Source organism: Daejeonella sp. H1SJ63 (assembly GCF_029360775.1).
GTDB lineage: Bacteria > Bacteroidota > Bacteroidia > Sphingobacteriales > Sphingobacteriaceae > Daejeonella.
This window is the reverse complement of sequence record NZ_JARKMZ010000043.1, coordinates 1-16297: the sequence shown is the minus strand read 5'-3', so window position 1 is coordinate 16297 and position 16297 is coordinate 1. Positions and strand designations below refer to the sequence as shown.

15 protein-coding genes are annotated in these 16297 nt (G+C 39.7%); 12 read left to right on the top strand and 3 right to left on the bottom strand.

Annotated features, from left to right (window positions below; all coding sequences use genetic code 11):
• The first annotated feature begins 5 nt into the window (after positions 1-5).
• The 3 genes from P2W72_RS15475 (at position 6) to P2W72_RS15465 (ending at position 3120) form a co-directional block, all read left to right on the top strand.
• Positions 6-560: a YceI family protein gene (locus P2W72_RS15475; protein ID WP_276364484.1), complete on the top strand. Its 555-nt coding sequence runs from the start codon at positions 6-8 to the stop codon at positions 558-560.
• A gap of 23 nt (positions 561-583) precedes the next feature.
• Positions 584-1483 carry a DUF5777 family beta-barrel protein gene (locus tag P2W72_RS15470; protein ID WP_276364481.1) on the top strand — a complete coding sequence of 300 codons (900 nt, stop codon included), beginning with the start codon at positions 584-586 and terminating at the stop codon, positions 1481-1483.
• A 257-nt stretch (positions 1484-1740) separates the two neighbouring features.
• Positions 1741-3120, top strand: coding sequence for a S8 family peptidase (locus P2W72_RS15465; protein ID WP_276364478.1), 1380 nt, complete (start codon positions 1741-1743; stop codon positions 3118-3120).
• A 66-nt stretch (positions 3121-3186) separates the two neighbouring features.
• Here the strand turns inward: P2W72_RS15465 and P2W72_RS15460 are convergent, their stop codons facing one another.
• On the bottom strand, positions 3187-3597 hold the full coding sequence (locus P2W72_RS15460; RefSeq protein WP_276364476.1) for a DUF2452 domain-containing protein: 411 nt from the start codon (positions 3595-3597) through the stop codon (positions 3187-3189).
• A 151-nt stretch (positions 3598-3748) separates the two neighbouring features.
• Here P2W72_RS15460 and ggt point away from each other — a divergent pair, with 151 nt between their 5' ends.
• From ggt to P2W72_RS15440, 4 genes are all read left to right on the top strand, one after another.
• Positions 3749-5440: a gamma-glutamyltransferase gene (ggt, locus tag P2W72_RS15455; RefSeq protein ID WP_276364473.1), complete on the top strand. Its 1692-nt coding sequence runs from the start codon at positions 3749-3751 to the stop codon at positions 5438-5440.
• A gap of 211 nt (positions 5441-5651) precedes the next feature.
• Positions 5652-8099, top strand: a complete 2448-nt coding sequence (locus tag P2W72_RS15450; protein ID WP_276364471.1) for a bifunctional YncE family protein/alkaline phosphatase family protein — start codon at positions 5652-5654, stop codon at positions 8097-8099.
• A gap of 263 nt (positions 8100-8362) precedes the next feature.
• Positions 8363-9352 carry a sterol desaturase family protein gene (locus P2W72_RS15445; RefSeq protein ID WP_276364469.1) on the top strand — a complete coding sequence of 330 codons (990 nt, stop codon included), beginning with the start codon at positions 8363-8365 and terminating at the stop codon, positions 9350-9352.
• Positions 9353-9363: 11 nt separating this feature from the next.
• Positions 9364-10722 (top strand): alpha-L-fucosidase, encoded by a 1359-nt coding sequence (locus tag P2W72_RS15440; protein ID WP_276364467.1) that lies wholly within the window; start codon positions 9364-9366, stop codon positions 10720-10722.
• A 57-nt stretch (positions 10723-10779) separates the two neighbouring features.
• Here the strand turns inward: P2W72_RS15440 and P2W72_RS15435 are convergent, their stop codons facing one another.
• Together P2W72_RS15435 and P2W72_RS15430 are read right to left on the bottom strand one after the other, a co-directional pair.
• The gene (locus P2W72_RS15435) at positions 10780-11109 is read right to left on the bottom strand and encodes a cupin domain-containing protein (protein ID WP_276364464.1); all 330 of its coding nucleotides are present in this window, start codon (positions 11107-11109) and stop codon (positions 10780-10782) included.
• Positions 11110-11176: 67 nt separating this feature from the next.
• Positions 11177-11893, bottom strand: a complete 717-nt coding sequence (locus tag P2W72_RS15430; protein WP_276364461.1) for a 3-ketoacyl-ACP reductase — start codon at positions 11891-11893, stop codon at positions 11177-11179.
• A 298-nt stretch (positions 11894-12191) separates the two neighbouring features.
• On the opposite strand from P2W72_RS15430, the gene P2W72_RS15425 reads away from it, so the two are divergent.
• The 5 genes from P2W72_RS15425 (at position 12192) to P2W72_RS15405 (ending at position 16186) form a co-directional block, all read left to right on the top strand.
• Entirely contained in the window at positions 12192-12782 is a 591-nt protein-coding gene (locus P2W72_RS15425) for an OmpA family protein (protein WP_276364459.1), read from the top strand.
• Positions 12783-12937: 155 nt separating this feature from the next.
• Entirely contained in the window at positions 12938-13561 is a 624-nt protein-coding gene (locus P2W72_RS15420; protein WP_276364457.1) for an RNA polymerase sigma factor, read from the top strand.
• Between the two features lie 142 nt (positions 13562-13703).
• Positions 13704-14249 carry a hypothetical protein gene (locus tag P2W72_RS15415; RefSeq protein ID WP_276364455.1) on the top strand — a complete coding sequence of 182 codons (546 nt, stop codon included), beginning with the start codon at positions 13704-13706 and terminating at the stop codon, positions 14247-14249.
• A 599-nt stretch (positions 14250-14848) separates the two neighbouring features.
• Entirely contained in the window at positions 14849-15061 is a 213-nt protein-coding gene (locus tag P2W72_RS15410) for a hypothetical protein (RefSeq protein ID WP_276364452.1), read from the top strand.
• Positions 15062-15229: 168 nt separating this feature from the next.
• Positions 15230-16186: an acetyl-CoA carboxylase carboxyltransferase subunit alpha gene (locus tag P2W72_RS15405; protein WP_276364450.1), complete on the top strand. Its 957-nt coding sequence runs from the start codon at positions 15230-15232 to the stop codon at positions 16184-16186.
• Positions 16187-16297 lie beyond the last annotated feature (111 nt).

Sequence of the window (16297 nt, the reverse complement as noted above, 5' to 3'; positions counted from 1 at the left end):
CGATCATGAAAAAAATAATAATAGTAATTCTTGCATTGTTTCTGGTAAACTCTGCAATGGCTCAGGGTAAATATTTTACTAAAAGTGGTAAAATTACTTTTGACGCAACCACGAAAGAATCTCCTGAAAAAGTTCAGGCGGTCACTAAAACGGCTGTTGCTGTATTGGATGCAGCAAGTGGAAATATTCAATTTTCTGTATTGATGAGAGGTTTTCAGTTTGAACATGCTTTGATGGAAGAACATTTTCATGAGAATTATGTTGAAAGCACCAAATATCCCAAGGCTACATTTAAGGGGCAGCTCGAAGGAGTATCAGCTTTAGCTAAAGATGGCACTTATGAGCTTCCTGTTAAGGGTCAGTTAAGTTTACACGGGGCAAGCCGCGATATACAAACCAAAGTAAAAGTGGTAGTAAGCGGGACGAATATGAACGCTACTGCAACATTTATGGCACCACTTGCTGATTACAATATCGCAATTCCGGGACTTGTTGCAGATAAACTTGCTAAAACCGCTTCTGTTAAAGTGGAATGTTTGCTTCAACCCCTAAAGAACTAAGTTTTATTCATTAATCAGAATTTATGATCAACTTAAGAAAAGGCATTTTTCTTACCTTAATTTCAATGATATTCTTGCTCAAGGCTAAAGCTCAGGAAGAAGATCTGTTGAAACTGGTAGAGGAAGATAAGCCTCAAAAGGAAATTGTTAAAAATGCTTTTAAAGCAACAAGGATAATTAATACCCAGTCTATGGAGTTTCTGGCTCCCGGAACAATGGACTTTACGATACTTCATCGTTTTGGGCAACTGGATAGGGGGGTAAATAACCTTTTCGGGTTAGATGAGGCCAGTATGCGCATGGCTTTTGATTTCGGGATCACCAAAAATTTAATGATAGGTGTTGGAAGGAGTACTTATAAAAAAGAGCTCGACGCATTTTTTAAATACGCCCCGGTCAGACAATCTGCAGGATCATCTGCATTTCCGGTCACGATTGCTCTGGCATCCGGATTAACGTTAAATACCCTGCCCTGGCAGGACCCGGTGCGGCAGAATTATTTTACTTCCCGAATGGCATTCTTCAGTCAGGTAATTATTGGCAGGAAGTTCAGTGAAGTGCTCAGTTTGCAGCTAACTCCAACCATGATCCATTATAATCTGGTGCCAACAGTTGATACATCCAATGATATTTATGCATTGGGTATCGGTGGAAGGTACAAGCTTGCCAAACGGTTTTCTTTTAACTGGGATTATTCTTACGTGATTAATTCACTGGATAAGAATGTTTATACTAACCCTTTGTCTGTTGGGATTGACATAGAAACAGGCGGGCACGTATTTCAATTACATTTCAGTAATTCAACAGGTATGAATGAGCGCGCATTCGTTACTGAAACAAGTGGGCACTGGGATAAGACAGAAGTCAGGTTTGGGTTTAATTTGTCGCGAATATTTCAGATCAAAAAGAGAAAAGAAGATTGATCAAAACAAAAAATGAGGGTTTGGATAAGAATATCTGAGCCCTCTTTGGTTTCATTGCTTTTAAACGGAATAACGTGATGGTTGATATTAATCGGGTAAATGCCATAAAAAAAACGAATAATTTTGATCTCTTGTTAATTCAATTTATTAAATTTAATATAAGCAAACTACCAGAGGAAAGCAGCTATTTAAAATCAGGTGTTTTATTTATTAGATTTTTCTGATAAGTTTGATATACTAATACAAAATATTCAACTATGAAAAAGGTATTTTACGTTGTTGCAATCCTGTTTTTAGCTTCCTGTGCAAAGCAGGAACAGGGATTTTTACCCGAAAACACTGTTGCTACCGGAAATAGTCCTGAAACAGTTTCAGGAACTGAATCCTACTCAGGCTATGAAATAGTTCCAAATGAAGCAATTATCCGTTTCAAGCCGGAATCAACTGAGGGGCAGAGAAATGCAGCTTTGACTGCGCTCTCAGCTAATGTTCTTGAACGTATCCATACCAATGCGATGAAAAAGCGCGGGGATAAGGAAGGGATATTTCTTGTGCGTACAAGCCTGAATGCAGTTAATGCCATCAGCAAAGGGAAAAGCGATGAAGCTATAGAGTTTATAGAGCCTAACTATATTTACCAGCATACGGCAATTACCGATGATACTTATTTTGCTAATGGTTCATTATGGGGATTGGGAAATACTTCAAGTGTTTATGGCTCAAATGCTGCTACCGCCTGGGCGGCTGGTAAGACCGGCTCACGTGCAGTTTATATAGGTATTATTGATGAAGGAGTAATGAATACTCATGAAGATATAGGGGCCAATTTCGGGGTTAATCCATTCGAGACTGCAGGTAATGGCATTGATGATGACGGAAACGGATTAATTGATGATGTTAACGGATGGGATTTTGATGGCAATAATAATTCGATATTTGATGGAGCTACCGACGATCACGGAACCCATGTTGCAGGTACCATCGGAGCTCTTGCCAATAATGGACAGGGTGTTGTTGGGGTGAACTGGAACGTGACCATGCTTTCGGCTAAGTTTCTTGGAAAAAGAGGCGGAACTACTGCCAATGCTATAAAGGCTGTAGATTATTTCACTGATTTGAAGAGCAAAGGCCTGAATATTGTCGCTACAAATAATTCCTGGGGTGGGGGAGGTTTTTCTCAGGCATTGCAGGATGCGATTGAACGTGCAAATGCTGCCAATATATTGTTTGTAGCTGCGGCCGGTAATAGTGCTGTAAATATTGATGCAAGTGCCAGCTATCCGGCAGCCTATCCAAATAGTAATATTATTGCAGTTGCAGCAATTACTTCGTCAGGAGCTCTTGCTTCCTACTCAAACTATGGCGCAACAAAGGTAGACATCGGTGCACCGGGCTCAGGAATCTGGTCAACTATACCGAAGTCGGTTAAGGGGCTGATTGTCAGTTCTTATGCAAGTTACAATGGCACTTCAATGGCTACTCCTCACGTAAGCGGAGCCTGTGCATTATATGCTTCAATTTATCCGGGAGCAAATGCTTCGGCTATTAAAAATGCGATATTGAGCAGTGCTACACCAACGCAATCGTTAAGTGGCAAAGTATTAACCGGAGGCCGACTAAATGTCGCCGGATTCTGATAATCAGATCAGCTATAAACAAGAAGGGCTTATGGTAATCATAAGCCCTTCTTGTTTATATTCAGTTTAATAAGATTCGACCTTTGACCATTTATGGCTCGCATCCAGTTTGAAAGAGCCCATATATTTCTGATTCCAGCTATCCGGAGATATCATAGAAAGGAAAAAACTATCATCTGATTTGCTGTATAAATGATATACCTGCCCCATAACAGGAGTAAAGTTATATCTTGCCGAATAAACTAATTCATTTAGCCGAACCTCATTTACAAGCCTTTCATATTCTTCCCTGAGTTCATCAAATTTCGTTTTAAAATTTTTGTTAGCCAGTTCAGCATTCGATTGTTTCCAGCCACTTACATTTTCTATGTTAATTGCCGGGGCACCCACATTAGTGCCGTAGCTCAGTTCATTTTGATAATATCCCCGTTCTTTATTCCAGACAACCAGATCTGGTTTTTCTTTATTTTCTTCCATCCTGTTTTGGTCTGTTGATAGTACGAAATTACTGATTGTCGTTTCTTTAAGTGTAAAGTGATTGTAATTTGATCTCAATTTATTGAATATTATAAGACACATGCTTCTGTAATAGCTTTATATCTTATATTAGAATATTAAACCCACTGATATGAAACGCATTATTTTACTGTTATTTTTCCCATTGGGCCTTATTGCTCAGGATCGTCCCTATGGTAAGATCTGGGCAACCCGATCACAGGTAATAGCTCAGAATGGAATGGCTGCTACTTCCCATCCATTGTCAACACAGGCTGCCCTTGATGTTTTAAAAGCAGGTGGAAACGCTATTGATGCTGCCATTGCTGCAAATGCAATGGAGGGAGTGGTTGAGCCTCATGTGAATGGTATTGGGGGCGACCTTTATGCCATTGTCTGGGATGCAAAAACAAAAAAACTTTATGGAATTAATGGTTCGGGAAGGTCTCCCAAATCCCTGACTCTTGATGAATTCAGAAAAAGAGGAATTACACATATCCCGTCGAGGGGGCCTTTACCAGTTACCGTTCCGGGTTGTGTTGATGCCTGGTTTGAGCTGCACAAGAAATTTGGATCTATGCCGATGACTAAAGTGCTTGAAAAAGCCGTTTCATATGCCAGAAACGGATTTCCGGTTCATGGTGAATTAGCACATTCCGTAAAGGCGGTGCCCTCTTTATATGGCACTTATCCTAATATTTCAAAATATTATTATCCCAATGGGAATGTTCCTCAGGAAGGAGATGTATTCAAAAATCCTGACCTTGCCAATACTCTGGAAAGAATAGGCAAAGAGGGACGTGATGTGTTTTATAAAGGGGATATGGCTCGCACCATTGATGCTTTTATGAAGCGAAACGGGGGTTTTCTTAGTTATCAGGATATGGCCTCCCATACCTCTACCTGGGTTGAACCTGTGTCTGTAAATTACAGAGGTTATGACGTGTGGGAATTACCTCCCAACGGTCAGGGAATTGCAGCTTTGCAAATGCTTGCCATCTTAGAGGGCTTCGACTTTTCTAAAATTAAACCTGGCAGTGCAGAGCATGTTCATCTTTTTACTGAAGCCAAAAAACTTGCATTTGAAGACCGGGCAAAATTCTATGCTGATATGGATTTTGCTAAAGTTCCGGTTAAGGAGCTGATTTCAGAGTCGTATGCTGCTGAACGCAGAAAGCTGATCGATCCTGAAAAAGCTTCAGTCAGGGTAGACGCGGGAAATCCGGCAATGAAAGACGGGGATACGATTTATCTTACCGTTGCAGATAAGGATGGGAATATGGTTTCCTTAATTCAGAGTAATTTCCGCGGATTCGGTTCAGGGATGATGCCCGACGGACTTGGTTTTATGTTTCAGGATCGCGGCGAACTGTTTAATGTTATGAAGGAAGGAGAGAACAATACTTTTGCTCCCGGAAAACGTCCTTTTCAAACTATTATCCCGGCTTTCATGACTAAGGATGGTCAGCCGGTAATGAGCTTTGGTGTAATGGGCGGTTCATTTCAGCCATTGGGCCATGTGCAGATTGTGATGAATGTAGTTGATTTTGGAATGAACATTCAGGAAGCCGGAGATTTTCCACGAATTAACCATGATGGTTCATCAGAGCCAACCGGAGAAGGGATGATGCCAAAGGGAGGGACGATTACTTTAGAAAGCGGATATACCTACGATATTATCCGCGACCTGATGCAGAAAGGGCATCAGGTAGGATATATTAATGGAATGTACGGAGGTTATCAGGCCATACGCTGGGATCCGGTGCGAAAAGTGTATTTCGGAGCCTCTGAATCCAGAAAAGACGGGCAGGCTGCAGGATATTAATTGAATGAACTTTAATCTATTGATGGCAGATCAAAAGGATAACAATTTGTTTTTATTGATTTGAAATAACTGAGTATTGTTTTAAATAAATTGCCCCATCTTTTAAATAAACTCATTGATAGTTTTGCAGCCATTTAACCGGAGCAATAGAATCTGTATACGATCGGTTTAAATAAATCAGATTGATATTAAACTCAAATAAAACAATAAAATGAACATTAAACTCAAATCGTCGATACTATCTCTGGTATTGATCTTCCTGTTTCAATCCTCATTCACCCAGTCATTAACTGAACTTGAGAAAAAGAGGGTGTTGCTTCCTAATGGTTGGTCATTGACTCCGGCAGGTAAAAACCTTTCCATCGGAGAACTTCCCTTAAATATGGCAGTTACCAGAAACAGGAAATACATGGCCATTACAAATAATGGTCAGAGCACACATACCATTGATCTGATAGACATAGAAAAAGAAACCAGAATTGATAGTATCGTAATTGCTAAAGCATGGTACGGATTAGCCTTCAGTAAAGATGATCAGTTTCTTTATGCATCGGGCGGGCATGATAACAGGGTAAACAAGTATTCATTGCAAAATGACAAATTGCAATTGGTTGATTCTTTTGCACTGGGTAAAGCATGGCCTAATCAGATAGGAACTGCAGGCCTCGATCTGGAAGAAACCATCCATCATAAATTATTTGTAGTAACTAAAGAAGCCAAAAGTTTATATGTATTCAACCTGAATACTAAGGCAGTCGAAAAAATTATCCCTCTGGGGGCAGAAGCCTATGCCTGTAAGCTGAGTAACGATAGAAATACCCTCTATATTAGCTTATGGGGTGATAAAAAGGTTTTATTCTATGATATCAAATCTGAAAAAATAGAACAGGAAATTTCAGTGGGCAATCATCCCAATGAGATGTATCTGACCCGAAAAGGTGATTATCTGTATGTAGCCAATTCTGATGATAATTCTGTAAGCATCATAAACACGAAAACCAAAACGGTTGTTGAAACCCTGAATGCGGCTTTGTATCCTGATTCGCCCAGCGGGTCAACCAGTAACGGACTTGCCTTAAGCGAAGATGAAAAAACTTTGTACATCGCCAATGCCGATAATAATTGCCTGGCCGTATTTGATGTATCGGTTGTTTCAGAAAGCAGGTCGAAAGGTTTCATACCTGTAGGTTGGTATCCAACAAATGTTAAGGTGATCGGCAAAAAGATCTTTGTGACGAATGGCAAGGGCTTAAGTTCTTATGCCAACCCGTTCGGGCCGAATCCGGTTGATAAGAAGCAGTTGGTTTTAAGCCATAAAGCCGATGTGACAAAACCTGAAAAAGTTCAATATATAGGTTCGCTGTTTCGCGGGTCCTTGAGTATTATCACAGAGCCTTCAGTTACTCAGCTTGGTATATTTTCACAGGCAGTTTATAAAAATTCGCCATATTCTAAATCTAAAGAATTAAATGCTGAAGGAGAGCCGGGAAATCCTGTTCCGATGAAAGTAGGTGATAAATCTCCAATCAAACATGTATTCTACATCATTAAGGAGAACAGAACCTATGACCAGGTATTAAGCGACATCCCGGGCGGGAACGGAGATACCTCACTTTTGTTGTTTGGTGAAAAAATCACCCCTAACCAGCATAAATTAGCCAGAGATTATGTACTGCTGGATAATTTTTACGTTGACGCCGAGGTTAGTGCTGATGGGCATAACTGGAGTATGGGAGCCTATGCGAATGATTATGTAGAGAAAAACTGGCCTGCTTCATACGGTGCAAAAGGAGGCACGCATGGTACTTCAGCCACCCTTAAAATAGGAAATAATAAAGATGGCTTCATATGGGACCTTTGCGCAAAATATAATGTAAGCTATCGTTCTTATGGGGAGTTCGTAGCCGATGATTTTGGCATGAAACCCAGACTTGAATCGTTAAAAGGGCATTCTGCAACTTATGCTCCCTACGGACTTGGGGTAAGGGATACTGTACGTTTTTATCAGTGGAAAAGGGATTTTGATCTGCTGGTAGAGAACAATGCGGTACCTCAATTTTCAACGATCAGGCTGGGTAATAATCATACAGAAGGTATGAGAGCAGGAAGGCCAACTCCATTTGCCCATGTTGCCGATAATGACCTTGCTGTAGGGATGCTTATTGATCATTTAAGTAAGAGTCCGGTTTGGAAAGAAAGTGTGGTATTTATCCTGGAGGATGATGCACAAAACGGACCTGATCATGTGGATGCACACAGAAGTCCGGCTTTTGTTATCGGCCCTTTTGTAAAAAGAAAATATGTGGATCATACGATGTACACTACCTCGGGTATGCTGAGAACTATGGAGCTGATACTGGGATTGCCACCTATGACTCAGTATGATGCAGCAGCCACGCCGATGTGGCGCTTGTTTACTAAAAAACCCGATTTTACTCCTTATAATCATTTGCCGGTAAGTGTTGACCTGAACGATAAGAATCCGGTGAATACAAAACTTGGTAAATTGTCTGAAAAGTTTAACTGGACCAGGGAGGATGCGGTGCCTGACCTGGTTTTCAATGAGATCCTCTGGCAGGGTATCAAGGGTAAGCCGGCTCCATCTCCTGTTCGGGCGGCCTTTCTGAAAATTAATGATAAGGAGGATAGCGAAAAATAAAAAAATATTCATCCTAAGGGATATGTAAGATTTGAAACCCGCCTGTATTTTATTGCAGGCGGGTTTGTTTTTATTAATATTTCCTGAAGACACTTAATTCCCTGTCATAATGATCATCCCTGTTAATTTCGGGTTCTAAACCGAATGAATTCCTTATGCCTTAATAAGTTAGCAGCTTATAAATTTTGTAATGTGCACACGAATGATATCTTCGTATTGAATTAATCAGTAATATTTTACAAATCAGGAAGAATCAATTCTTTATGGAACTACTGGAACTAATATGGGAGCAGGTGAAGGGCTTTTTTGGGGTAGAGGGACTGATTGGTATCATCAGATCAGGTGATTATCAGACCCTGCTAACCTATAAAGGAATAACTACAGCAATTACACCCTTGCTTCCGATAATTTTGGTGCTTGAACTGGTCAGGGGCCTGCTTTATAAGAAATTTAAGGTTGTTTCATATAAGATCTCCTTTTTTTCATATCTCATGAATTCCATTATCGGTCGATACATTTCAATTGGGATGACCATGATCTGTATCGGGTTATTTGAGAAGTATGCCATCATCAATATTCAATTCACCTGGTACTGGTTTATATATGGGTATATTATCTGGGAGCTGGCTCATTTTGTTTATCATTATTTAGCGCATAAGGTCAGATTATTCTGGTGCTTGCATTCCACGCATCATGCTCCTGAAAGCATGAATCTGGCTGTTTCTCATGCACATTTTTTTCTCGAAGGGCCTTATGCGGATGTGATCAGAACCACCATCTGTATGCTTGCAGGAGTACCGCCGGCAATGCTCTTTGTGATCATGTTTATTGACGGCACTTATGGTTCTTTTATACATATCGGCGATTCAGTCATGAAGAATGGACGTATGGGAGTACTGGGGAAATATATTCTGACTCCTTCACATCATCGGGTGCATCATGCCCGGAATGTAGAATATATGGATACGAATTACTGCAATCTGCTGAATATCTGGGATAAAGTTTTCAGAACCTACCAGCCTGAAAAGGATGAACTGAAGGTTGAATATGGTATTACCCGTCAGATGAAGCCAAATAGTTTTCTGGATGCTTATTTCGGTGAAATCGTTTTACTGGCCAGAGATGTATGGAATGCACCCGGTTTAAAGAATAAATTCCTTTATATTTTTATGCCTCCGGGATGGAATCATACCGGTGAACATAAAACTGCTGCTGCTTTGAAGAAAGCAATGCAGGTAAGTAATAAACCCTGATCTTAAGATATATGATGAAACGAATCAATCTGGTTTTTCTGCTGTTGTTTGTATTGATGACACAGAATTTATCTGCGCAGCAAGTGACCAATAAACCGGAACGGGTAAACTGGTTTCAGGATCTTGGTTTCGGGATGTTCATTCACTGGAATGTAGATGGCAGCTTGGGAGCGGTAATCAGTCATTCATTGGCCGGAGCATCGGATGAATACGCCAAAAAGTATTTTTCCGAATTGCCGGGGTATTTTAATCCGGAAAAGTTCAAGCCGGCAGAATGGGCCAGGCTTGCCAAACTTGCCGGAATGAAATATATGGTTTTTACAACGAAACATCATTCCGGATTCTGCATGTGGAATACCAAAACCACAGATTTTAATATCATGAATACACCTTATGGGAAAGATATTACCCAGGAGCTGTTTCAGGCCTTTCGCAAGGAAGGTATAGCCATAGGGGTCTATTTTTCGCCCGAGGATTTTTATTATTTCCATAAGAATAATATTCCCATTGGTCGTTTGCAGGATCCCCGGCATTTCCCAATGAAAAATCCTGGCCTGATGGATTATGACAAGAGGCAGTTAAAGGAACTGCTCAGCAATTACGGCAAGATAGATATTTTGTTTATTGATGGCCCCGGAGACGGATTACGTGAATATGCATGGTCTGTTCAGCCTGAACTGGTCATTACCCGCGATTTAATGAATACTCCCGAGCAAACCACTCCGAATGAGCCTTTGCCAAGACCATGGGAAGCTTGCTATACTATGGGTACAGACTGGGGTTACAAGCCAACAAATGATCCGCATAAATCAGGCACTCAGGTTATTAATATGCTTATAGAAATCAGGGCGAAAGGAGGGAACTTCCTGCTGAACGTTGGTCCGAAGCCGGATGGTGAAATTCAGATTGAGCAGGAAGCAATTTTAAGAGAGGTGGCCTTATGGAATTTTGCCAATTCAGAATCAATTTATAAGGTAAAGCCTTTGCCGGTAATCAGGGAAGAGAATTTCTGGTATACACAATCGAATGATGAAAAGTATATATATGCTTATGTGGTCAGGAGCAGTCCCGACGACTGGAAATTTGGTGAACGTAAGGCAATGGTACTTACTCATATTGAGGCTAATCCGGAAACAAAAGTCAGCGTGCTTGGATTTGATTCACAATTTGTTGAGTACAAGGTTGGATTTGATGCGAAGATATATAGTCATGCCACGCCGCTCGGACTGGTGGTTAGTGCGGTTAACGGACAAAGGTTCTATACAGACAGACGCTGGCCGAATGCAGTGGTTTTGAAGATAGAAAATGCAAAATTCAGAAAGTCGGTTATGAAGGAAGGTTCTCAGAGTAAAATTGACGGAGCCCAGTAAATTTTCTGTCTTGATAATAAACAAAAACGCTCTCTATTTATTTAGAGGGCGTTTTTGTTATAGAAAATCCTCCCGCATTGGGCTGAAGGTGTCAATAAGAATCCCTGCTTCAAGACATTGAACACCATGGATCAGATTTGACGGTACAAGAAAGGCATCACCTGCTTTAAGGATCTGTTTTTCACCATCAATACTTACTTCAAAAACGCCACTCTGAACATGTGTAATCTGTACATGAGGATGATTATGCAGCGGTCCTATCCCTCCTTTTTTAAAATTGATCTTTACAATCATTAGGGAAGATTCATAAGCCATGATTTTTCTTGAAACCAGTTCGTCAAGAATTTCCCATTCAATGTTATCGTCTTCGATAAAATATTTTGTCATGTATTTGCCTTAAATAGTGCCCAAGCTACAACATAATAATTAATGCTGTACTGAGTACTTGTTTTAATTATGGATTTGTTGACCAGATCGAAGCCTCTTTCACAAAAACTCTCCTGTTAAGCTTTAAATGGGCGATGATCAGTTCTGCAAAATCTTCAGGATGCATAACCCGGTCTTCATTATTGTTGAGTAAATTGGAATTGATTGCAAGATCAGTGACGACGGTACTTGGGTTTAATGCAGTAACCCGAATATTATGCTTGCGAACCTCCTGCATCAGTGAATCAGTAAGACCCATAACACCAAATTTTGAAGCACTGTAGGCGCTGGTCATCGGACTGCCTTTTAAGCCTGCAGTTGATGAAATATTAATGATGTCCCCGGTCTGACGTTCAATCATCTGTGGCAATACTGCGCGGGTTACGTAATAAACACCAAGCAGATTAACTTTAATCTGATTTTCCCATTCCGCAGGTTCCAGATCCAGAAATTTACCAAACTTTGCTGTACCTGCATTATTGATCAGGATATCAATATTTCCAAGTTCTTTTTTAATGGAGCTGATAGCCGCATCAACAGCATGTATATCAGCAACATCTGCACTTGCAGTTGATACTTTTATCTTATAAGTTTTTAGTTCATCTGCCAGATTTTGAAGGTCTTTAGCGGTGCGGGATATCAATCCCACGTTTACTCCTTCGGCTGCCAGTGCAATTGCTATTGTCCGGCCTATTCCTTTTCCTGCTCCTGTAATTACAGCAGTTTTTCCATTTAGCGATTCCATATTCAGATAATTTTTTTGCAAAGAGAGCTAATTTTTAGAAATAGGGGGTCATTTAATGGTAAGATGTTTTGAAATTGAGAGCAGTTACAGAGTGATTAATCAGGTTAATGGATAATTTTAGTACATCTGGAAATTATCATTATACCATAACGATCTGTTAATCAACTTAATTAATGAGTTGAATCCTTGCTGATCGGTTGTTGTTAGTATGTTGATTTTTTAATCCTTTTATCGTTTGCGATAAAAGCAGCTAAGTAGTAGTTTTATTCCAATTAATAATTAAACCGTATAAGCTATAATGAGAAATTTTAAAAGCACATTTACCTCTGTTTCCCTCGCCTTTTTAGTGGCGCTTGTTATGTTTTCATCATGTAAACCCAAAAAGGTTATCACTCAGGCCCCTGTAGCTCAGGCTCTGGTTCAGGAAGCTCCTAAAGCTGCTCCTGTTGAAGCTGATAGTGATGGTGACGGTATTCCTGATTCAAAAGATAATTGTCCTAATAAAGCCGGATCAACTTTAAATGGCGGATGTCCTGAAGTTGTTGCTGCTGAACCTACATTCAATTATAAAAACATTTTATTTGAATTCAATTCATCAGTACTGAAGACCTCATCTTATCAGGTTCTGGATGAGATCGCAAGGGAAATGAAGAAGTTTCCTTCCATGCAATTCAATCTGAACGGGCATTCATCTGCAGAAGGAACTGAAAAGAGAAATTTGACGCTTTCTGTTGACAGAGCTACAGCAGTGAAAAGCTATCTGGTAACTGCAGGAATTAATGCAAATAATCTGATCACCAAAGGTTTTGGAGAGTCAATGCCATTAACATCAAATGATACCGAAGCCAGCCGGCAGCTTAATCGCCGTGTTGAGATAAAGAAAAACTAATTCAGATCTGATTCTGATTGAAGGGTACACGATTTTTGTGTACCCTTTTTTTATGCTTCAGGCTCTGATAATCAGATAAAAAATAATATAAATTTCATCTGAATTTCATCTTGCCATTTCAACTTTAAGATATAATTCTAAAGGTTATGGTAACATTGGAACTACAAATTCAGGAATCAAATCCGGGCAGAAGATCAGGAATCAGAAAACTTCGATTATCGGAAGATCAGTTGGTTGAAGCACTTAAAAATATGGATAGAGGAGCCATGTCTTCCCTCTACAGGATGTATTCTGATTCTCTGTACAGGGTAATTTCTACAATTGTTCTCATTGATGAAGTTGCACAGGATTTACTTCAGGAGACTTTTATAAAAATATGGAAATCCTTCGGGCAGTATGATCCCCGTAAAGGCCGTTTGTATACCTGGATGGCGCGTATGGCCAGAAATATTTCAATAGATTATCTCCGAAGCGTTAATCATCGGAATTATACAGTAAGTGAAGATCTTTCTGAACATACCGAGCACATTGATCAAACCATACAGCTTTCATATAATCCTGAACTAATAGGTGTTCGCGATATGACGAATATTCTGAATGAAAATCATAAAAGGGCACTGGATCTGGTTTATTTTAAAGGCTATACTCATGTTCAGGCGGCCGAAGAGCTTAATATTACTGTTGGTATTCTGCGTTCCAGACTTCAGTCTTCGATTGCTGAACTGCGTAAAGTATATAGAAGGGATTTGATTAAATTGAAGAGCTTAATTGAGGGTTAATCGTGCCTCTGCAGCGTTTATTATTTTGTATCTGCAAGCGGCGCAGAGATTTATTGCCGTATAAATCCACGATAATATTGGGGACCTTTATAATTTTGTTATCTTGAAAGGATTAAAATAGATAAGGTTCAAGGTGTTAGTTGTGAGATTCTTTTTTCTTTTTTTCTTATTTTTTTTCAGCCCGTATTTATATGCTCAGGAAAGTATTCGCCTTGAGAATGGGCAGTCTTATGATCCTTCGAAATTAAGCCGCGTATTTCAGACTCTTCATGATGAATATGACAATGTGATTTTGTTCCGGACTATACTTCCCGGAGCAGCTCCAGCTGATTATTTCATATTAACCCGTAAAACGGGTCAATTAAAGGCCTTTGTCTATAATCCTATCACTGAAAAACTTTCGCTAAAAGCATTAAGCAATGTAAATCTGGATATGATCTGGAAGAATCTTGTTCAAAATGAACTTTTTACCATGAAGAATGAAAAGGATCTTGCCAATTTTTGTGCCTTAAAGTATCATATTTACGACTCGTACACCTATGAGTTTATAATTCTTTCAAAGTCAGATATGAAGGTGCTGTCTTATTATAATCCTGAGTATTATGATGAAGTTTGTTATGGCCTGCCTGAACGGAAAAAGGTCATTAATTCTGCTTCTGCATTCAGCTATTTCTGGAAGCAGAACTAATCAGCTTTCATGCAGTTTCTGAATCTTCTTTCCCCCAACGATTCATACAATATCTCCCCGTTCAAATTTTCCTAAATGAATTGGGGTTTGTTTATCCTTTCATTATTTCGTTCAATTTCAATAACTAAACCGTTTGTTTGTCCTCATATTCCGGACTCAGGAACGGTAAGTCTTTTTAAGTTTTAACTGTAATTTTTTGAACGATAATACTTCCGGCATTCTAATCAGTAATATCAATTAATTCAATAATATCGGGTACGGGCTTAAATTTTTGTATCCGGTAATCATTAGCAATAATGCCGGAATACTTGAATGGAAGCAGTATTTCTAAAAGGAACGCGGGTAATTGCCGCCATCATTAATATCAGGGCGATGTCTCTGTTAATTGGTTAAATGTTCTATAGACGCTTCGTCTAATCTTAAAAAGAAGTCTGAAAAATGTCGGATATTTGCATAAGAGTTTGGTGTTGGAAGCCGGAACCGGTTTAAATTGATGAGGGCACTGGTTTGCAGGCCGGAATGTGCTGTATAAATGTATAATTTGATATATAATGATTTTGTTAGTAATATAAATAGCAGATTGTCAAATATTTATAAGTATGAATGGACTAAATTATGTGAGCGATGAGGCCGGGAATATCAAGGCCGTACTGATTGATTTGATACGGATAAAAGAGTCTGGTATTGCTTCAGATCAGGTTTTGGAAGCATTGGGCAATCTGCAATTGCTTATTGATCAGGCAGTTGTTCCTGAAAAATCCGGGAGTAACTGGGATCAGGCAAAAGAAAAGCTGAAAAATCTGAAGGTTTAATGATTCTAAGAGAGCAGGTGGATAAATTTTTTGGGTCCAATTTCCTTGTTTTCAGTATGATAGCTATATATTTGATATTTATGACAGCTTTTTGCTGCGCATATTCGACATAAGTGGTATTTATGAACACTTTTATTTTCCTAATTTAGCGCCCCATTAAAAAAGATAATGAATACAACATTTGATTTTGAAAAGCCAATTGCCGATCTGCTGCAACAGATAGACAAGGTGAAGCAGGTAGCTGAAAAAACAAAGGTAGATGTATCTGCAACCGTAGCAGAACTGGAAGCCAGAGTTGAACAAACCAAACAGCAGATCTATTCGAACCTTAGCGGATGGCAGAATGTTCAGATATCAAGGCATCCGGAAAGACCCTATACACTTTCCTATATCGAAATGATGTGTGACGATTTTATCGAGCTTCATGGCGACCGTACTGTGAAGGATGATAAGGCAATTGTGGGGGGATTTGCGAGCATTGGCGGACAAACAGTTATGGTGATTGGTCATCAGAAAGGAACCAACACCAAAATGCGTCAGTACCGCAATTTTGGTATGGCTAATCCTGAAGGTTATCGCAAAGCACTAAGACTGATGAAGCTGGCTGAGAAGTTTAATAAGCCGGTTGTCACTTTTATAGATACTCCGGGGGCCTATCCGGGGCTGGAGGCAGAAGAAAGAGGTCAGGGAGAAGCTATCGCCAGAAATTTACTTGAGATGTCTGTTTTGAGAGTTCCGGTGCTTTGTTTCATTGTTGGAGAAGGTGCATCGGGTGGTGCATTAGGTATAGGTATCGGCGATCGTGTTTATATGCTTGAGCATACCTGGTACTCAGTTATTTCACCAGAATCCTGTTCATCTATACTTTGGAGAAGCTGGGATTTTAAAGAGAAAGCAGCTGACTGTTTAAAGCTTACAGCACATGACATGTTTGATAATAAACTGATTGACGGAATAATTAAAGAACCTCTTGGCGGAGCTCATCATAATCCGGAGGAGATGGCCAAGACTATTCAGAACAAAATTACCGAAGATCTTAAAGAATTACTTAGCAGGGATATTGATGAGGTAATTTCAGAGAGAATTGACAAGTTCTGTGCAATGGGTGTTGTAGTTGAATCATAAGATCAAATCAGATTTCATAAAAAAATCCCCGTCAGCATTTGCGAGGGCACTGAAAAAGCCACTCCTTTTGGGAGTACTTTAATGAAACGATCAAGCAGGAATTATCTTACT